The following is a 20,294-nucleotide window of genomic DNA, read 5'->3' as shown; positions in this document are numbered from 1 at the left end:
GAGATTTATGCAAGCGATCAAACCAGCAAAACTGAATAAAGGCGAAGTAATTGGACTAATAACCCCTGCTTCCACTCCCGACCTTCTCACAAAAATTCAAGATTCAATAAAATATTTAGAAGGGCTCGGCTATAGGGTGAAGCTCGGGAAAAATGTCGGTAAGCAATATGGATATCTTGGCGGTCTGGACGAAGAAAGATTATCAGATATTCATGATATGTTCAGTGATAAAAATGTAAAGGCGATAATTTCAATTCGCGGTGGATATGGTACAATTCGCCTGCTTGATAAAATAAATTTTAATTTAATTAGACGGAATCCTAAGATATTTGTCGGATACAGTGACATTACAGCTCTGCAGCTGGCGATTTATGTAAAAACTGGGCTAATAACTTTTTCGGGACCAATGGCTGCTGTCGATTTTGCTAATGAGATAGATCCTTTTACTGAAGATAACTTTTGGAGAATGGTTACCTCTAACAAAAAAATCGGTAAAGTAAAAAATCCGAATGAAGAAAAAATTTCGACTCTTACAAAAGGAATTGCCAATGGAAGATTGATTGGTGGCAATCTTTCTTTAATTGGGAGTCTATTGGGCACGCCATATTTACCTAAGTTTGATAAATCAATTCTTTTTCTGGAAGATGTTGATGAAAAACCTTACAGGGTAGATAGATACTTTAGCCAAATGAAGCTAGCAAAGATATTTGACAAAATGTCCGGAATGATATTGTGCAATTTCACCGATTGCGAAGAAACAGACCCATCAAAAAAATCTTTGTCGATTAATGACGTTGTATACGAATATTTTTCGTCGGTGAAGAAACCGATTATTTACAATGTGATTTATGGACATGTCAAATCGAAAAATACAATCCCCCTAGGAGTAAGAGCGCGCATCAATGCAACAAAAGGAGAGTTTGAGATTTTAGAAGGATGCGTGAGATAATCCAGATTAAGAATTCAAATATTATTTAACTAATTTTTTCACGCGGTTTCTAATCGTTCCATCATCAATGTATTGATAAATATCATCGCCCGGGCAGCTTGTTTCACCAGGTTTACAGAAATCTCTATGACCCTTAATTGAATCCGGCGACAGGTTATACTTCAAACATAAATTAGCTGCAAGCTGAACAATTGAATTCAACTGTTCCTCTCTAAGAATTTGCCTTTTATGATACTGTCCAATTACCGAAATTAAAACATGTCCAGTAGGATCGTATGAGGTATTTGTTTCACCGACAGTTAATGGATTTCTTCCTTCTATGATATTTCCTTTTCCGTCGATCAAATAATGGTAAGGAACATCGATCCAATTTCTGTCTGGTCCCATTCCCCAGGTTTGAACATTTTTCACATGACGCAATGCAGAACTGTCTTGATGAAAGAATGTACCTTCATGGTGGATTGTAATTCGATTAATCATGTGGGATTTATACTCATGAGGTTCACTTGCATTCCAAGCTGACCTGGGAATGATATTTAATTCATCCCAACTAAGAAGCTTGAAATGACTGCATGAATTAAAGAAAGCTATAAAGATTAGAGCAAAAAGAAGAAAAATATTTTTTAACATTCGAAAACCTCATAATTTGATAAGTAAGATTTGATTTGCGTTAATTCCACATCGAAAGGGAATATCCCATAAACTGCAGAACCGCTGCCAGTGAGTGATGAATATATTGAACCCATTTTTATTAGGTAGTTTTTGATTTCGCCAATTTCTGGATATTTAAAGAATACAGGATGTTCAAAATCGTTTTCTATCTTATTTGTGTTCTCCAAGAAATCCGAAAAAGTTTTTATTGATGCTATGCTAAAATATGGATGCTTAGGAGTAATTTCACTATATGCCCAAGCAGTAGAGACATTAACTTTTGGAAACACTACAACGATTTTTCCATCAACTTGAAAATCATTTAGGGGTAACAATATTTCTCCTCTGCCTTGAGCAAAACAAGGCTTGTTTTCGAGAAAGAAGGGGACATCTGCACCAATTCTAACCGCGATTGACTGCAATTCATCCTTAGTCAAATCAATGTTGTAAATTTGTTTTAGCGCTTTCAAAGTAATTGCAGCGTTTGAGCTTCCGCCGCCTAATCCGGCAAATGATGGAATCCGTTTCAGTAGTTTAACTCTTACATTTATTTCTTCCGAACTTTTTTCTTGAATAAGATCTTTAGCTTTCCAAATTAAATTTGAACTGTCAGTTGGGATGCTTGGATCGGTACAATCAATTGAGAATTTGTCACTCTCAATGAATTCAAGATCATCAAAAAGATTTATGGGGTAGAAAATCGTTTCAAGGTTATGATACCCATCACTTCGTTTTGAGATTATATTCAGTCCAATATTAATTTTTGCTAGACTAATGAATTTCATCTCTCCTCGCATCAATTAATCTTCGCATTAATCTAACGTCATCCGAATTACCGCCGCAACAGACGCCAATAACACTTGCCCCTGAATTTATAACAGAATTTGTAAAGTCAGTCAAATCTGATTCTGTAAAATCTCGAACTAAAAAATTTTTAGTAAATGAGTCAACTGTTCCAAGGTTAGGATAGACTCCAAACGGATTAGAATCAGCCAGCATTGGGAGTGCATTTATTAAAGAATCTGGGTGGCAGCAATTCAGTGAAACAAAGATCGGGTCATACATTAGTAAATTTTGTAACGCACTTTTTAAATTTTGTCCATGATATGTCTCATTCTCATTATTGATAAGCAGACTTGCTGCAAATGGAATTTTTAGCTCATAGCAGATCTTTGCTGCAATTTCCAATTCAAAATGATCGCCAAAAGTTTCATTGAGTATGAAATCAACTCCAGTTTCGTATAAAGTTGATATATGCTTAATGTGGTTATTGTATAGTTCTTCCGAACTTAACTGCTGGTTCTTTGAATAGCAGTCACTTGCCGGCGCATTTGAACCCGCAACGAGTAAATTCACTTTATTAGAATTAGTCAATGCGTTCTTAGCAGCTTCTACTGCAATTTTCACAAGATGTTTGTAATCAATTTTTGATCGGTATTGATCACACGCATACGGGTTTGTACGAAATGTGTTTGTACGAATTATGTCAGCACCTGAGTCTATATATTCTGTATGAATTGATTGAATCAGCCCAGGATTTTTCATTAATATTTCTGCTGACCAGATCGGGGTATTAAGCTGCTGCCCGTATTCAATAAGTCGAGAACCCATTGGACCATCAAGGAGCAGAGGTTTAGGTGAATTGAGAAAATATTGTCTATCGATCAAATCTGCTTCAGAAATATGTTTGAGTAAAAATTATTTACTTCGTTAATCATTCCGACTATGTCAATCATTTTAATACATTCTAAATTATACGGACAGACTTTTTTCCAGCATGGAGAACAGAACAAATCTTTAGGAATAAATTTCTTCCCATAATCGTACAAATCTATTTCTGACCAGCAACTTACGCCAAACCATACTAAAATATATTTTTGCAAAGCTATTGAGGCGTGCATTCCAAAAGAATCTCCGGTAATTATCAAATCACAAACATCGATGTAACACAATCCCTTTCGAAGCCCTTCGTTTGTCGGAGTCATTACTACTTTTTCGCCGCAGAGTTCTTTTATTTGATTGTTTCGATCAGTGTCTTCGGGACCGCCTAATAAAACTAATTTGTAATTCTTGTTTGTTGATAATCGACTTATTAATTCAACATGTTGCTCGACAGTCATTTTTTTGTTCGGATATAAAAGTGAGCATCCGGTGTTAAATCCAATTACAAGTTGATTCTTACCTTTAAGAATCGAGTTTCTAAAATCGGAAGCAAATATTTTTTCTTTTTCAGTTAAGTTTAAAATATATCTATCTCTTTGATAGTCATTATTGAAGGTCTCAGCTAAAATGTCTTGTCCGGTTCTTTGATTCTCGCGAAATTTTATTTGATCATTTTGACCAAGGAGATAATTGTAATCGGCGAATGAATTCTCTGGAACGATAATTCCATTTTCATTCAAGGTGAATCCAAATTTCTCTTTCCCTTTTAATGATTTGTGCAGTGAACATGCGCTACGAGATTTGTCTGCATTTAGAATAAGATCAAATTCAATCTGATTTAAGAACAAAGAATTTTCGAATTTCCATTCGAGAGGAAAATCGATGAATGGATTGTTTCGTATCAGATAGTAAGCATTTTTTAGTGTGATCCAATATATCGTTGATACCGGATATTTTCTTTTTAATCCTGCGAGTTGAGCGGTTGTCATAATCACATCACCCATTGCATCGAGATTAATTATTAATATTTTCACACCAAAATGATTTTCATCTTTACATCCATCTTCAAGACAGTTATAACCAGGTTGGCATGGTTTGTATCCTGTAAAATTTTTACAATCGGGAATATTAAATTTTGATTTCATAGTTGAGTTATTTTTTAAATAGTTGTGTTTCATCTGTTAGTTCTAAGAAAGCACTGTAGACTTCTTCTGGCTGAATAGCTGAAATTGATTCGTCAGGAGATTTTAGTGAGCGATGCGGCGTTTTGTATGGCTGCCAGCTCACAAACGACCATTCATAGTTAGGATAAAGTCCGATTACTGGTTTTTGAAATGCAGAGGCTATATGAATCGCTGAAGTATCTGGTGAAATGAGTAAATCGCAGAAATTGATGTATGAAGCAAAATGTTGAAAGCTGAAGTACTTTGGAATAATGAATACCTTCGGATCAAAGTTTGAAAGGATTTTATCTCTTTGTGAATCATCTTTCGGGATTGACAATATCAGGAACTTAACATTGGGCCTGTTATTGTAAATTATTTGGATAAGCTGTATCCAGTATTCTTCCTTCCAGTAACGAATCTGTGCACCTGCAGAAATATTTATCGCAATTATTAATGCATGTTCTCTCTCGTGTTTTAAATGTTGGAGCACTTCGTCTTTTTCTTGTTCTCCTATATAAACAATTGGTTTTAAGTCTGCTTCGTTGACTTTTATTCCGCTCCCCTCAATTAAAGAAGCAGCTCTTTCAACTATGTGAGATTTTGTTTTGTCTGGTCTATTTACAGATGTTGTGAGGTGCTTAATATTCTTATCAAATGTATAACCTATTTTTATTTTCCCTCTGAGATACTTAAGAATATACGAGGAAGTTGTAGATGGATCGTCGTTTAATTCGAATATTATATCAAACTTAATTGGCAAAAGATTTATTAGCTTTAATAACGAAAAAATATTTTTATTGATATAAATAATTTTATCGAGTTGGGGATTATACTTGAGTACATCTTTGTTTTTGTGAAGTGTTATTAAAGTTAATTTTGAAAGATGATATTGATTTTTTAGAACTTCAAACACAAATGACGAAACAATAATATCGCCGATTTTACCTAAGCGGATAATCAAAATATTTTTATTTGTCAAATTATCTTTAACCACACTGCAAAGTTTAGGAATTAACTATTATTATGCAAGGAAATGGGAGAAGATGAATAAGACTAAATTTACTTCAGGGCAAATCCGAATGGGAGCCACGAAAAATTTAATCCCCAAATCGAACTACCATTTTTATTTATCGCGAGCCATAATCCTGGCGAGATATCTCCAATTTTTATTAAACCAGGATAAATATTTACATTTATCATATAATCTGTCTTTTTGGTCCATGAGATGTTTGCCAATAGAGAGTTGTTTAAATCATAAAATAATCCGAGATTCCATACAAGGTCCAAGGTTTTCTTGTTGCTAATTGCGTTTAAGGTGATAAATTCACTCGCAGCCATTCCAACTCCAAGTGAAATAGCTTCTCCTGAATCAAATTTGTAAGAAAGTCCACCGACACCATTTGTACCGAAATAATAGAAAAGATGTAAATGATCGGAAAAGGGGAATTTCCATTTGATAGAAAAAAATTGACCATTGTTATGGAGTTCTGGTTCGTCCATCAAAATGAATGAAGGTTGGAGAGACCAATCAGCTAAATTCAGATCCTCAGCAAAAAACTTTTTCACGTTATCAAATGAAAATAAAATTACTGCTCCTATATCGAAAATATAAATATCCGCGATAGGATCAACATTATCACCTTGATGAGTATCATTTTCGACTGCTTCATTAATAAAGTGGTACATTGCATATGTAAGCAAAGAAAAAATTTCGGGAGAAGGAAATTTATAATATGAGTACCATTCTGTCATGTTGACGTAAGTCATTCCTCCGCCGATTAAATGCAGCGTGTAGTTAGGCCAATATTGAGCGTTGTTCCTTTCAAAAGAAATTGGTAAAATTTGATCTCTGATAAAGTTCCACGTGCCATAATTCCGAATTGGCGTGAATGGATTTGCAAGATTTCTTAAAACATTTTTTGCTCCTCGATTCAATGGGAGGTTGAATATTTTTCTATTTCTATCGACTTGAATCATATCAAATCCTGCATTTAGAAATAGACTGATTGGATTGAATACTGATTCACTGCCATAATTTCTTCCTTTGAAATAATAGATCTCTCGTGCTGAAACTTTACCGACTGTAAGAATCAAAGAGAACAATATAACTGCAGAGAATGATCGCATTTTCAGGAATATCAAGAATTCAGAATTTAGTATTTACAAAGTTTTTAATTTCAATATCATTTTTAATTAACAACAGTTCGAATTTAGTTAAAACTTCATTCGAATTTAATTGAGTCATACATTCATGTTGACGAGGGCATTCTATCAAATTGCACTGAATACATTCAAGTTCGTTGAATCTTACCCATTCATGTTTGCTCCCATATGGCCCTTGCTCAAATGGGCTTGTTGGACCATGGATTGCCAATGTCGGAATTCCAATTGCAGCACTGATATGCATTGGTCCGGAGTCATTTGCAATTACTGCATTGCACTTTGACATAAGGGCTGCCATTTCTCTAATAGAAGTTTTTGGAGCCAATACAGAAAATTCTTTTATACTATTGTAAATTTCTTCTGCATTAGATTTGTCGCTTTCTCCCCAAAGAACGATAAACTTTAACAAATATTTTGATCTAATTGCTTTGCAAATTTCAATAAACTTCGAAGGTTTACATCTCTTTGAGTCCCAACCGCCGCTCGGCGAAATCCCAATAACTATATTATCAAGATTATTTGAAATGAATACATTTTTAGCAAAATCTTTTTCATCATCTTTAATGCGGTAAATTAATTCTTTAGTTACAGTTGGAATGTCGAGTGATTCCAATTGGAATAAATTTACCTCGGCTGAATGATACAGTGCATCTTTTCTGTTTACAGCAAGATCATACGCATATCGTCTTCCACGTCGATTGAAGCCAACTTTTGCTTTTCCTTTTGATAGAAATGTTAAAAGCGCAGATCTTGGATTAGTATACAAATCAAAAACAATATCATATTTCTTTTTTCGTAACTTTAATACAGCTTTAATTGTGTTAAGAACACCTTTTCTCTGAACAGCAATTATCTCATTTAATTCTGATAGATTATTAATTATTGGAACAGAAGGAGGCTCAGTTAAGAAATCGATCTTTGCGTTCGGAAAATAAATAGCGAGGTTTCGAATTACAATAGTTGAAAGGAGGACATCTCCAATTCCCCTTAGCTTGATAAGTAAAATTCGATTAACATCGATTCGATTTTTTATCATAATAATTTTAACTAAATTAATTAAAACTTTTCTATTCCAAAAATTGATGTTGAATATTATCGATGCTTTGAAATTGGCTGCAGAATTTCTTGAGAAAAAGAATATTGAAAGTCCTCGTTTGAACGCGGAATTATTGCTTTGTAAAATTCTCTATTCAGATCGCGTGGGAATCTACACACAGTTTGATAAACCGCTTAAAAACTCTGAATTAACTCAATATCGAGAATTACTTCAAAGAAAAAGCAGACATGAACCCCTTCAGTACATTCTTGGTAGTGTGAATTTTTATGGATTAACTTTCCTGGTCGATAACAATGTATTGATCCCTCGACCTGAAACAGAGTTACTAGTATCTTGTGTTTTAGAAAATATGGACTCCTCTGATGTAAATCTTTTAGACATCGGTTGCGGTTCAGGGAATATTGGCATTACAATAGGGAAGCTTGTTCCTGATTCGAAAGTGACGTGTTTAGATATATCGTCGGAAGCATTATCATTAGCACAAAAAAATGCTAAATTAAATTCAGTTAATGATATAGAGTTCATCAAATCAGATATACTTAGAGAAAATCTTCATGCTAAAAAATATGATCTTGTTATTTCGAATCCTCCTTATGTTTCGATAAGTGAAAAAAAAAATATGCAGAAAGAAATAGTTGATCATGAGCCTGCGATAGCGCTTTTTGTTCAGGATGAAATGTTATTTTACAAGCGAATCTGTGAGATTTGTCGCAGTATTTTGAAATCTTCTGGAAAATTGTTTTTTGAGATTGGACAAGGTCAAGCGGAAAGAGTTCTGGCTTTACTTAGAGAAAACAATTTTCATAATATTAAGATTGAAAGAGATCTGTATAAAATCGAAAGAATTATTTGGGGAGAGTTACAATGAAAGCCGTTGTTCAAAGAGTTAGTAGTGGCAGTGTAAAAATAGATACAGAATATGTTCGCAAGATAGAAAGCGGTTTAGTTGTTCTGCTTGGTGTTAAACAAAATGATAACTCAGCGGTCATCAAAAAGATTGCAGAAAAAATTTGTAACCTCAGAATATTTAATGATGAGAACGAAAAACTGAATAAGTCTATTATAGATATCAGCGGAGAAATGTTGATTATATCGCAATTCACTATTTATGGCGATTGCAGAAAAGGAAATAGGCCTAGTTTTACTGAAGCAGCAGATGCTGAATTGGGTAATAAACTTTACTTGGAATTCGTTGAGCATGTATCCAATATAATCGGTGTTGATAAAGTTAAAACGGGAATCTTTGGCGCGATGATGTCGGTTGAAATAATAAATAATGGACCTGTCACATTAATCGTGTCGTCGGAGAATGAGTAAAGTTTATAATAGTTTGTACATGCAAAATTATTGGGAATAAACAATCACATGCTGCGAAATGTTTTAATGATATTCTTGGATGGAGTTGGTATTGGAAAGAATGATCCTGAAAGAAATCCATTCGTAAAATTTAAGTACGATTTTATTGACGAATATTTTGGGGGTTTTCCGACACGAAGAAAATCCAGAATTAGCAGTAAATATTTTTCTCTCTTTCCGGTTAATGCAACACTCGGATTGCCGGGTCTTCCGCAGAGTGGAACAGGTCAGACGAGTATTTTTTGTGGCGTGAATGCTGCAAAAACAATTGGACAGCATTTTGGGCCATATCCATATTCAACGCTTAAACCCATTATAAAAGATAAAAATATCTTTCAATCACTGCTTGAGCAAGATTATCGAGTGAACTTCGCAAATGCTTATCCGCAGCGATTCTTCGACTATATTGAAACGGGGAGGAAATCTCTATCTGTAACAACTCTTTCATACCTGAACGCAAATCAGCGGTTGCGAAGCGTTGAAGACGTTTTAGAGAAAAAAGCAATTACTGCTGAGATTACTAATCAAATATGGAATGAAAAATTGGGTTACTCACTTCCAATCGTCTCCCCTCAAGAGGCAGGAAAAATATTTTATGATTTAGGAAAACCATTTCACTTTAATCTGTTTGAATACTTTCTAACCGATCATGCTGGCCATAGTCAAGATTTTAATTTTGCCTATCACGTCATTCGGAATTTTGATGGTTTCATGGAGGGAATATTATCTAATTTCGACTATAGGAAAAATCTACTTTTGGTTATTTCCGACCATGGCAATATTGAAGATTTATCTGTTAAGACTCATACGCGTAATTCGGCGTTAGGAATAGCTGTTGGGAAATATCATAATAGATTTGCTGCTCGAATAAAATCATTGAATGATGTGAAACGCAGTATCGTTTCGTATATAAATGGTAAGTAAAAACCTATTTTTAATTAGTTTTATTTCGCTGGCATCAGGAATTATTGCAGCTGAACATTTTTCGTTCAGGTCTATGGATTTGTTAATTTTATTAAGTATCCCAATTGTTCTTACCATTGTAAGATTATTTCTCTTTAATAAAATATTTGTTAATTCACTACTTCTTATAAGTTTAATTTTTCTTTGCGGTATTGGTGTTTATCAATTACAAAATCAAAATACTGCCGGCGAAGAGTTCATTGATCATCTTTACAATAGAAAGATATTCGTCAAAGGTACAATTGGTGAAATTGACTGCATCAATAAAAATAAAATCAAATTCATTCTTGCGTCCGATGAAATTGGATTAGAGGGAAAGATCCTTCCAATAAAGATTAGTTCCTTAGTAGAGATAACTCCATCGCGCGCAGATGAGTTGTCATTGAACGTCTACAACTCGATAATAAAAATTGGCAATGTAATTCAAATTGAAGGGTATTTTAAAAAACCGGTCGGACAAATCTATCCAGGTGATTTTGATTATTTAAAATATCTAGAATGGAAAAATGTCAGTGGATTAATTACCTGTAACGAGTATTCCAGAATCGATTTACTCGAACATTATAAATATCACTTTTCCTTCGGAAATCTTATCAGTGATTTACGGTTAAAAATTATTAACCAGATAGATAAAAACTTGGAGACAAATACTGGGTTTCTGCTTCGTGGATTACTAACGGGTGATAGAAGCGAAATACCTGCCGATGTTAAAACAAATTTTGTTAACTCAGGCGTTGCTCATGTTCTTGCTGTATCCGGATTACATACAGGTTACATTTTGATCATTCTTATTGCATTGTCCGGCAGATTCAATAAATATATACAGTTCTTTCTGGTTTCACTTGGATTAATGTTGTTCATCCAAATAACCAATGCTTCTCCATCAGTTATACGAGCTTCGTCGATGGCAATATTGTGGCTCGCAACAAAATTACTTCAGCGGAAATCTAATCTATTAAGCACTATCTCGATTTCCGGAATAATCATTTTAATGCTAAAGCCCAACGATCTTTTCAATCCTGGTTTTCAACTATCATTCGGTGCTGTATTATCTATCGCGCTTGTATATCCATTGTTCGATAAACTGAAGGGGAAGCTTGTTAATAAAATTCCAAAGTTTCCTATGAGAAATTCAATAATCGATTTATTCCTTGTTTCTCTTGCTGTACAAATTGGGACTCTTCCTTTTGTAATTGGATACTATGAAAAGCTTTCCATTATTTCATTAGTTGCTAATATTTTTGTCATTCCGCTGATTGGAATTATTCTTGCTTCAGGAATCATCTCCCTAATAACACTAAATATATTTCCATTCTTATTTTCCATTTATGAACTTGCTTCATCGGCATTAGTCAATATTACTCTCAACCTAATTAAAGCATTCGGTGAAGTGTCATTTGCATTTGTTGTGATAGATAACTATTCATCAATCAATGCGGTGATTTATTTTTTCTTTATTGGATTCTTCATCTATTTTTTTAATAGAAGTGAAAGTAAATTATTCAGAGCGATTCTGCCGGTCTCAGTCATTTGTTTATACATGATATACTTTCCATTATTTCAAAAGAAATATTTAGAAAATGATCAAACATATTTGATTATAATGGAGACAGAGAATATCTCATCTATAAGTGTAATTGATCCTAACTCAAGAGTAATAAAAATCAGGAAAGTAAAAGATTCATCATTAATAAATGAACTGGTGAATGAAGTCGGAAAATGCCTAAGAATTAATGAGAGATTATTGAATGATGAGCTAAAGTTGAAATTAATTGAGGGATTTACGCTAGACGAGATAAAAATTATCGATTCAGAACTCGATCTTGGTTTGAATTTAATAAATGATCAGAAGCCCCATCAATTCATGTTCAGCTCTAATGATATTTTAGTTGATACAAATTCATCTAGAACTATTTTTTCGAACAGCGTTATTTCTCCTCAAATTAGAGAAAATCATACACTCAATAAATACTTGATTGATACTAAGCACTCAATAATTCTTATTTCGGATTCCAACGCGATTGAACTTAATCCTAAAACCACTATTCGCGCCTCTGGAGTTGAACTCAAAAAGGGATTCCTAAGAATATATTCGGAGATCGGAATTGATTCAATGAATTTCTTAATTAATGATATTGAAAATAAATCTTATAGATTTACTGAGGCAGAGGAAAGTTCGCAAAATCAAAGACGAATTCTTGGGACCAGAATTTTTAAACTTGATAAAAATAACATTGAGGAAATAGATTGGCGAAAGATATAAATACATACTTAGAAGAGAATGAACCTGTTGGCTCTTTGGATTTCATTGCAGCAGCTATTAAAATATTCTTCGATAACATCGGATATATATTTTCGCGTGTATTTCTGCTTAATTTAATTTTAATCTTGCTCGCAATGTTTACCATACTTCAACTCGATTTTCAACTTAATTATTCATATCTAAATTCAGCAAATGGTATATATGTGGTGATTATTCTGATTATACTGCTCATAAGTATACAATCATCTACTCGGATTCAGCTATCAAAAAGATTTTTGCTACGCACAGATTTCTATAGCACAAAAATTATCTGGTATTCATTGCCACAAATTATTATTCAAAGCTCTTTACAGATTTTAGTCTCAAATTTTTCAACGTTAGTATTTATAGTATTTCTGGTAATGCCGGCGATCATCAATATGATATTTCCGATTACTTCAACTTACTTTTATCATGATTGGATTCATTATTTCAAAGTAAGACAATCGTCAGTGATGCGGATATCACTGCAAAAACAAATCCAACATTTTTGGTGGAAATCGTTTATAATCGGATTAACCTCACGAATACTCTTAGTGATAGCTGCGTCGACTGTTTTCGTATCTATCTTTCTTGCTTATGAATTCATCAGAGTATTTCTTGGCGGTGAATTATTTGTATTTATCGAAGATAGAATTACTATTCTTAGAATCATTGGATTGTTCTCAATCATATTCTTTTTGTTTTTTAGCTCAATTACATATCTTTGTTTCATTATTTTATATGATTACATATCATTAAAAAAAGATGGTTTGTATCTCAAAAAAGAGTTAGAAAAAATTACTTCAGATGACTCCTGCAGAAAAGAAAACTGAAAATTCCAAGCAAGATGACTTGATCCATGTTAGGGCAGCAATAAGTGGTGACCAAGATGCTTATTCCTGGCTATTGAAGAAGTACAAACCTTCTCTGCAAAGCTTGATCTATAAAATGGTATTCGACAAGAAAGAAGTCGAAGATCTTACGCAAGAAGCATTCATTAAAGCTTTCGCTTCTTTGCCATCATACAATCAAGAGTTTGCTTTTTCAACTTGGCTGTTTAGGATTGGTATAAACAATACAATCGATTACATCAGGAAAAAGAAACTGACGACTTTTTCAATCGAATCTGGAATGGAAGATGTAGAGAATGATGGCCCATTTGAAATTCCCGATACATCCTTTCTTGCAGATAAAGAAATTATTCTTGAACAGCGGCAGCAAATTATTAATAATGCAATAGATTCACTTCCAGAAAGATATAAGAAAGTAATTGAATTAAGACATCAAGAGGATATGTCTTATGAAGAAATTGCCGAATTGATGGATCTGCCGCTTGGTACGGTAAAAGCCCATCTTTTCAGAGCGAGGGAATTGCTCAATAAACAGCTTAAAGATAAGATCAGGATGATCTGAATTATTTTTTTTTAACGTCTGTTCGCTTAACTAAAATATTATCAATTATTCCGTACTCTTTTGCATCTTCAACCGACATATAACGATCTCTATCAGTATCTTTCTCGATCTGCTCGATCTCTTTTCCAGTATGCTGTGATAATATTTGATTCAGTCTTTGCTTGATCTTAATTATCTCTTCAGCTTGAATACTGATATCAGATGCAGTTCCTTGAAATCCTCCCCATGGCTGATGGATCATAATTCGAGAATTTGGTAAAGAAGTTCTTTTCCCTTTAGTTCCACCAGCGAGGAGAATTGCACCCATGCTTGCAGCAAGTCCGATACAGATTGTTGCAATATCACACTTGATATATTGCATTGTATCGTAAATTGCCAATCCAGCACTTACACTTCCGCCAGGAGAATTGACATAGAGGTTAATATCTTTATCCGGATCCTCAGATTCGAGGAAAATCAATTGTGCAATTATCAGACTTGCAATATGATCGTCGATTGGAGTACCAATAATAATAATTCTTTCACGTAGTAATCGTGAGAAGATGTCCATTCCGCGTTCACCGCGGCCAGTTTGTTCAATTACGTATGGAACTAACTGATTGTATATTTTCTCGCTCATATATACTCCTAATTAAACACTTTTTTTAACAGTTTTTATTTGTGCATTTTCTTTTAGCAGTTTAAACGCTTTTTCATTCTTGAGATTCGAAAGGAAGTAACTAGAATTAGTCAAATATTCTTTCATCTTATTTTTTGTGATGCCGGTTTTTTCTGATTCGGTCTCAGCAACTTTATCAATCTCTTCATCATCAACTTTAAGGTTGTGATCCTGAAGAAGCTTATCACGCAAGATCATCCACTTAACTCCCCAAATTGCATCGGGCTTCTTGGATTCACGCATTTTTTCTATATTAACTTCCGATGGAAATTTCTTGTTCGGGTATTTAGTTTTTTCCTCTTCAATAAATGAAGCCAAAGTTTTTTCTATGAAACTATTTGGAGGATTGAAATCATTTTGACGGACAAGCTCACTCATTAAACTCGAGTGAAAGATTCTTTGTGATATATTTTCATATCTTCCGACTAAATTATCTTTCACCTTTTGACGAAACTCTGGTACAGTTTTAATTTCACCCTTCGTTAGTTCAGATACAAACTCGTCATTCAGTTCGGGTAAAATAACTTTTTCAACAGAGCAAACTTTAACTTGGAATTTTTCCTCTTCGGGTACATGGTCATGCCCTTCATGATGTTCATGCTGAGGAACATGGGTAAAAATAAATTCATCTCCGGAGTTTTTTGAAATTAAAGACTCGATCAAATTTTTGTTTGCATCTGGAGAATTCAAGTAAAGTTTTGTTTTTTCGGTTTTCTCGCCAATGATTGCTAAACCGCTTTTATCCACGCGTACAATCTCTATCTCGATTATAACTTCATTATCGACTACTGAATCTATTACTTCAGATTTATGTTTTGAGAATAGAACTTGTTTTATTTCTTCATCAATAAAGTCTTCACTTATTTCGTATTCTATTTTTTCTGCTGCTATTTTTTTGATATCTTTTAACTCTATTTCAGGATATGTCTCATACTTCATTTTGAATTCGATGTTGTCATTATCATCGATATCCAAATGTGAAAGTACGGGTGTACTAATTACATCAATATTTCTTGCATCGATTTCTTTCCAGAATTTTTCAACAACGATTTTGTCAAGATTTTGAATTTTTAAACTTTCTCCATGAGTTTTTTTTACGAGGGAGAGTGGAGCTTTCCCTTTTCTAAAACCAGTAATTGTAATTTTTTTAGCCTCACGTTGATACATCTTTTCGAAAAAATCAGATGCTTCAGCAGAATCCATTTTTACAGACATTTCATGTTCACAATTTTCCAACTTTTGGACTTCTATACTCAAATTTACCTCTTAATGTTTTTGTTAGTGCGAAAGAGGGGACTCGAACCCCTACGAGTTTCCTCACTAGATCCTAAGTCTAGCGCGTCTGCCAGTTCCGCCACTTTCGCAGTAATATATATCATTTCGAAATTCGGTTACAAAAGTAACAAAAATATTTGTCTTCAAAAAGTTCATTAGCCGTAATCACTTGTTTTAATTCCGAAATGAAGTTTTTTATCATAGAATTCAATTATAAGCAACTTTCTTGCTTATTTATTTGTGCATCCATAACTTGGAAATAAATTCTTGAGGTAAAATGAAATTCACTGGTGTTGATTATTATTCGATCGACGATTCCTTCACGGAAGAAGAAAAATTAATTAGAAATACTCTTAGAGAATTTGTCGACGATAATGTTATTCCAATTATTGAAAAGCATTATCGTGATGGAACATTTCCAATTGACTTGGTCCAAAAACTCGCTGAGCTCGGTGTTTTCGGTGCAACTCTACCGCAAAAGTATGGATGTGCTGAACTTAATAACATAGCTTATGGTATGATAATGCAAGAACTCGAACGCGGCGATAGTGGAATAAGAAGTTTTGCATCAGTGCAGAGTGCTTTAGTTATGTATCCAATTTTTACCTTTGGCAGTGAGGCACAAAGGTTTTGTTGGTTGCCAAAATTATCGAAGGGAGAAAAAGTTGGATGTTTCGGACTGACTGAACCTGATTATGGGTCAAATCCCGGAGGAATGATAACACGTGCGGAAAAAGTTGATGGAGGATATGTATTGAATGGAGCAAAGATGTGGATTACAAACGGAACAATTGCGGACGTGGCTGTGGTTTGGGCAAAGCTGGATGGTATAGTTAATGGATTTTTAGTTGAGAAAGACTTCAAAGGGTTCACGGCGCCTGAAACAAAGAATAAACATTCTCTGCGTGCTTCAATTACTTCAGAATTGATTTTTGACAATGTATTTGTTCCTGAAAGCCATTTTCTTCCAAATACATCGGGATTAAAATCTCCGTTAATGTGTTTGAGTCAAGCACGATACGGAATTGCGTGGGGCGTTATCGGTTCAATGATGGTTGCTTACACGACTGCACTTGAATACGCAAAGTCGCGGGTGCAATTTTCGAAACCAATAGCAGCTTACCAATTAACTCAAGCAAAATTAGTCAACATGCTTACTGAAATCACCAAAGCACAGCTTATAGTTTTTCAATTGGGAAAACTGAAAGATCAAGGAAAAGCAAAATTTACACAGATATCACTTGCAAAGCGGAACAACTGTGATGTTGCTCTGAATCTTTGCAGAATATCCCGTGAGATTTTAGGTGCAAACGGAATTCTTGATGAATATCCGGTAATGAGGCATGCAGCTAATTTAGAATCAGTGAAAACGTACGAAGGTACTCATGAAATGCATACCTTAATAGTTGGAGAAGACATTACCGGCTACCCTGCGTATGATTAAGAATATTATATTCAAAGTATAAAAACATTTGAGATAGAAATGAAAGAGAAAGTCTTATTTGAAGCACTAACATTTGATGATGTACTGCTTGTTCCGAGGAAGTCAAACGTACTTCCACGAAATGTTGACCTGAAAACGAAACTCACAAATAGTATCATACTAAATATTCCAATCATCTCTGCTGCAATGGATACGGTTACCGAATATGAATTTGCAATCGCCATCGCTCGTGAGGGGGGAATTGGAATTTTGCACAAGAATATGTCGATCTCACAGCAAAAAGAAATGGTCGAAAAAGTCAAGCGATCAGAAAGCGGGATGATAAAGGATCCAATTACTGTTCGGCCTGAACAAACTGTTCGTGAGGCACTTGAACTAATGCAGAAATATCACATTTCCGGAATTCCAGTTATTAATGACGATCTTTTTTTAGTTGGAATTCTCACAAATAGAGATTTAAGATTTGAACCTAATCTCAATCTTCATGTTCAAGAGATAATGACTAAGGAAAATTTAATCACAACAACTTCAGGAACTACTTTAGAAAAAGCTGAACAGATTCTCCAGAAATATAAAATTGAAAAATTACCGGTTGTGGATAAAAAAGGAAAGTTAATAGGACTGATTACATTTAAAGATATTCAAAAAAAGAAAAAGCATCCATTTGCTTGTAAAGACAACTTCGGTCGATTGAGAGTAGGTGCTGCAGTTGGTATTGATGGGACGACGATTGAACGTGTTGATGAGCTGGTAAAATCATCAGTCGATATTATAGCTGTCGATACGGCTCATGCGCATTCCCAAGGTGTCTTGGACATGGTTAGAAATATTAAAAAGAAATATCCTTCAATTGAAATTATTGCAGGAAATGTTGGGACTGCAGAGGCAACAACAGATGTGATCAAGGCTGGTGCAGATTGTGTTAAAGTCGGAATTGGTCCGGGTTCAATTTGTACAACCCGTGTGATCGCTGGAATTGGTGTACCACAGATCTCAGCTGTGATTGAATGTTCTAAAGCAGCCGGAAAATTTAAAGTGCCTATTATTGCCGATGGTGGAATTAAACAAACAGGAGATATTCCTAAAGCGATTGCAGCCGGTGCTGATTCAGTGATGATTGGAGGATTATTCGCTGGAGTTGAGGAAAGTCCTGGTGAAAAAATTCTATATGAAGGGAGAAGCTTTAAAGTTTATAGAGGAATGGGTTCTCTTTCTGCTATGCAAAAAGGGAGTAAAGATAGATATTTTCAGGATGTCGAAGAAGATATCACTAAACTTGTTCCTGAAGGAATCGAAGGACGAGTTCCATTTAAAGGTCCTTTATCCGATACAATTTATCAGATGCTTGGCGGATTAAGATCTGCAATGGGTTATTGCGGAGTCAAAAATATCGATGAACTAAAAACGAAATCAAAATTTATCAAGGTTACTGAGGCTGGACTGCGGGAAAGCCATCCGCATGATATAATCATCACGAAAGAATCACCAAACTACCGTACTAAGATTAACTGATGAATAAACGACAATTCAAGAGAAGAATATCATCTGTAAGGAGAAGTTTATCTCTAACAAAAAGTCGTGCTTTCATCAGTTTCACTCCCAATGATTTACGTTACCTTACTGGATTAAATTCTTCTAATGCCTGCTGTATCTTAACCAGTGATAAATTCATAATAATTACTGATTCTAGATACAAGGAGGAATCACTCAAGTTAAATTCACTTGCTGAGATTTTTATCTGCGAAATTTTCATTATTAAAACTCTTGCTTCGTTATTTAGCAAAAATACCTTTGTTGAAATTTTACTGCAAACAGAGAAACATCCCATTAAGCTTTACAAGGATTTGATTAAAATATTCGGAGAAAGAAAGATTAAGCTAAATGATAGATTACTTGACTGTACGATTTCAATTCATGATGGGTTCGCTATTGAATCGATAAGTAAAGCTGTGCGAATTGCAGAGAAATCATTTCTGCAAATCATTCCTTACGTAAAAGAGGGAATTTCTGAACATGAACTCCAGACTGAACTCAGGTATCGTCTAAATATAAATGGATCTGAAGAAGAAAATTTTTCCCCAATCGTGCTGTTTGGAAAAAACTCTTCTCTGCCGCATGGGAAATCAAAAGCCACTAAATTGAAATTAAACTCTCCTATATTGATTGACTGGGGAGCAGTTGTTAACGGCTATTATTCAGATTTAACAAGAAATATTTATTTTGGCAGACCATCCGAAAAATATTTACAAGTTCATGAAATTGTTTTACGTGCGAATCAATTTTCTATCGAAAAAATTATAGCTGGAACAAATGTCAAAACACTTCATAACAGTGTCATTGAATATTTCTCAAAATATAAGCTTGCAAGTTATTTTGGTCATGCATTGGGACACGGGCTTGGTTTAGATTTGCACTCATATCCAAGAATATCCAAGAACAGCGATGATGAACTGTTCAAAAATCAAATTGTTACGATTGAACCTGGATTATATATTCCATCATGCTTTGGTGTCCGGATTGAAGATGACATTTTAATCAAGGGAAAAGGGAATGAAGTGTTGAGTAGACTCCCCCGTGAACTTATAATCATTTAATTTTTTATGCCGCATAAAGTATTAGTAATATCATATTATTTTCCGCCCATGGGTTTTAGTGGCGTACAGCGAATTACAAAATTCGTTAAGTACATGAAGGATTTTGATTGGGAGCCAACGGTTCTCACAATTAATCCTAAAACGTATTATGCCTTTGATGAATCGCTTTTAAGGGAAGTTGAGGATGCAAAAGTTAGGATTGTTAGAACGAATCCCAAAGATCCAACTCAGAGATTATTCTCTCAATCCAAACTCAAAAACGATTTCTCGAGAAAAATCCTAAACAGAGTCAGTCAGACTTTTCTGCTTCCGGATAACAAACGCGGATGGATGTCCGATGCACTAAAAGTTGCTTCTGAGCTTTTACAGAATGAAAAACATGACATAATATTTGCAACCGCCCCGCCGTACACTACTTTTAGAATTGGCGACGAACTCAAAAGAAAATTCGATATTCCTCTGATTTTAGATTACCGTGATGCATGGCTTGATGATGTTCTTTCGTGGTATCCTACTCCAATTCACCGCACTATAGTAAAAAAAATGGAACAACGAGTTCTTTTAAATACAAATAAAATAATTGTCTATACCAGACAGCTTAAAGAACATTTGTTGATCAATTATCCCTTTTTATCTTCGGAGGATATTAAAATTATTCC

General features: G+C 34.4%; 20 protein-coding genes and 1 tRNA gene. 11 read left to right on the top strand and 10 right to left on the bottom strand.

Going from position 1 to position 20,294, the window contains the following annotated elements:
• Positions 1-7: 7 nt before the first annotated feature.
• Positions 8-949, top strand: coding sequence for an LD-carboxypeptidase (locus FJ213_03640; GenBank protein MBM4175255.1), 942 nt, complete (start codon positions 8-10; stop codon positions 947-949).
• A gap of 21 nt (positions 950-970) precedes the next feature.
• Here the strand turns inward: FJ213_03640 and FJ213_03635 are convergent, their stop codons facing one another.
• From FJ213_03635 to FJ213_03605, 7 genes are read right to left on the bottom strand one after another with little or no spacing between them, the layout of a single operon-like run.
• Positions 971-1,579, bottom strand: a complete 609-nt coding sequence (locus FJ213_03635; protein ID MBM4175254.1) for an N-acetylmuramoyl-L-alanine amidase — start codon at positions 1,577-1,579, stop codon at positions 971-973.
• Entirely contained in the window at positions 1,573-2,397 is an 825-nt protein-coding gene (gene ispE / locus FJ213_03630; protein MBM4175253.1) for a 4-(cytidine 5'-diphospho)-2-C-methyl-D-erythritol kinase, read from the bottom strand. The genes FJ213_03635 and ispE overlap by 7 nt, the downstream gene beginning before the upstream one ends.
• Positions 2,372-3,211: a homocysteine S-methyltransferase family protein gene (locus tag FJ213_03625; protein MBM4175252.1), complete on the bottom strand. Its 840-nt coding sequence runs from the start codon at positions 3,209-3,211 to the stop codon at positions 2,372-2,374. Before FJ213_03625 ends, ispE begins: the two co-directional genes overlap by 26 nt.
• Before the next feature lie 53 nt (positions 3,212-3,264).
• Positions 3,265-4,407: a glycosyltransferase family 9 protein gene (locus tag FJ213_03620; GenBank protein MBM4175251.1), complete on the bottom strand. Its 1,143-nt coding sequence runs from the start codon at positions 4,405-4,407 to the stop codon at positions 3,265-3,267.
• 7 nt (positions 4,408-4,414) lie between these two features.
• Positions 4,415-5,440, bottom strand: coding sequence for a glycosyltransferase family 9 protein (locus FJ213_03615; GenBank protein MBM4175250.1), 1,026 nt, complete (start codon positions 5,438-5,440; stop codon positions 4,415-4,417).
• Positions 5,441-5,487: 47 nt separating this feature from the next.
• Positions 5,488-6,531, bottom strand: coding sequence for a hypothetical protein (locus FJ213_03610; protein ID MBM4175249.1), 1,044 nt, complete (start codon positions 6,529-6,531; stop codon positions 5,488-5,490).
• A gap of 43 nt (positions 6,532-6,574) precedes the next feature.
• Complete coding sequence (locus tag FJ213_03605; protein ID MBM4175248.1) at positions 6,575-7,627, bottom strand: glycosyltransferase family 9 protein; 1,053 nt, start codon at positions 7,625-7,627, stop codon at positions 6,575-6,577.
• A 46-nt stretch (positions 7,628-7,673) separates the two neighbouring features.
• Here FJ213_03605 and prmC point away from each other — a divergent pair, with 46 nt between their 5' ends.
• Genes prmC through FJ213_03575 form a run of 6 tightly spaced genes read left to right on the top strand, consistent with a single transcriptional unit; the run spans position 7,674 to position 13,664 of the window.
• Positions 7,674-8,516 carry a peptide chain release factor N(5)-glutamine methyltransferase gene (gene prmC / locus FJ213_03600; GenBank protein ID MBM4175247.1) on the top strand — a complete coding sequence of 281 codons (843 nt, stop codon included), beginning with the start codon at positions 7,674-7,676 and terminating at the stop codon, positions 8,514-8,516.
• Entirely contained in the window at positions 8,513-8,965 is a 453-nt protein-coding gene (locus FJ213_03595) for a D-tyrosyl-tRNA(Tyr) deacylase (GenBank protein MBM4175246.1), read from the top strand. Before prmC ends, FJ213_03595 begins: the two co-directional genes overlap by 4 nt.
• Positions 8,966-9,013: 48 nt before the next feature.
• Complete coding sequence (locus FJ213_03590) at positions 9,014-9,928, top strand: metalloenzyme (protein MBM4175245.1); 915 nt, start codon at positions 9,014-9,016, stop codon at positions 9,926-9,928.
• Positions 9,918-12,230, top strand: coding sequence for a ComEC family competence protein (locus FJ213_03585; GenBank protein MBM4175244.1), 2,313 nt, complete (start codon positions 9,918-9,920; stop codon positions 12,228-12,230). Before FJ213_03590 ends, FJ213_03585 begins: the two co-directional genes overlap by 11 nt.
• The gene (locus FJ213_03580) at positions 12,215-13,084 is read left to right on the top strand and encodes a hypothetical protein (protein ID MBM4175243.1); all 870 of its coding nucleotides are present in this window, start codon (positions 12,215-12,217) and stop codon (positions 13,082-13,084) included. The genes FJ213_03585 and FJ213_03580 overlap by 16 nt, the downstream gene beginning before the upstream one ends.
• Positions 13,059-13,664, top strand: coding sequence for a sigma-70 family RNA polymerase sigma factor (locus FJ213_03575; protein ID MBM4175242.1), 606 nt, complete (start codon positions 13,059-13,061; stop codon positions 13,662-13,664). The genes FJ213_03580 and FJ213_03575 overlap by 26 nt, the downstream gene beginning before the upstream one ends.
• Before the next feature lies 1 nt (position 13,665).
• On the opposite strand, the gene clpP is transcribed toward FJ213_03575, so the two are convergent.
• The 3 genes from clpP to FJ213_03560 all read right to left on the bottom strand — a co-directional run bounded on the left by clpP (position 13,666) and on the right by FJ213_03560 (position 15,686).
• Positions 13,666-14,283: an ATP-dependent Clp endopeptidase proteolytic subunit ClpP gene (gene clpP, locus FJ213_03570; protein MBM4175241.1), complete on the bottom strand. Its 618-nt coding sequence runs from the start codon at positions 14,281-14,283 to the stop codon at positions 13,666-13,668.
• A gap of 12 nt (positions 14,284-14,295) precedes the next feature.
• Positions 14,296-15,579, bottom strand: coding sequence for a trigger factor (tig, locus tag FJ213_03565; GenBank protein ID MBM4175240.1), 1,284 nt, complete (start codon positions 15,577-15,579; stop codon positions 14,296-14,298).
• A 22-nt stretch (positions 15,580-15,601) separates the two neighbouring features.
• Positions 15,602-15,686, bottom strand: a tRNA-Leu gene (locus FJ213_03560).
• 188 nt (positions 15,687-15,874) lie between these two features.
• Here FJ213_03560 and FJ213_03555 point away from each other — a divergent pair.
• The 4 genes from FJ213_03555 to FJ213_03540 form a co-directional block, all read left to right on the top strand.
• Positions 15,875-17,041, top strand: coding sequence for an acyl-CoA dehydrogenase (locus FJ213_03555; GenBank protein ID MBM4175239.1), 1,167 nt, complete (start codon positions 15,875-15,877; stop codon positions 17,039-17,041).
• A 39-nt stretch (positions 17,042-17,080) separates the two neighbouring features.
• Positions 17,081-18,553, top strand: a complete 1,473-nt coding sequence (guaB, locus tag FJ213_03550; GenBank protein ID MBM4175238.1) for an IMP dehydrogenase — start codon at positions 17,081-17,083, stop codon at positions 18,551-18,553.
• The gene (locus tag FJ213_03545; protein ID MBM4175237.1) at positions 18,553-19,635 is read left to right on the top strand and encodes a M24 family metallopeptidase; all 1,083 of its coding nucleotides are present in this window, start codon (positions 18,553-18,555) and stop codon (positions 19,633-19,635) included. Before guaB ends, FJ213_03545 begins: the two co-directional genes overlap by 1 nt.
• A gap of 6 nt (positions 19,636-19,641) precedes the next feature.
• Positions 19,642-20,294 (top strand): glycosyltransferase family 4 protein (locus FJ213_03540; GenBank protein MBM4175236.1); only part of this gene is annotated, 653 nt, incomplete at its 3' end.

The sequence above is a fragment of the Ignavibacteria bacterium genome (genome assembly GCA_016873845.1).
Lineage (GTDB): Bacteria > Bacteroidota > Ignavibacteria > Ch128b > Ch128b > JAHJVF01.
The sequence above is the reverse complement of the archived record's forward strand: the minus strand, read 5'-3'. Positions and strand labels throughout refer to the sequence as shown.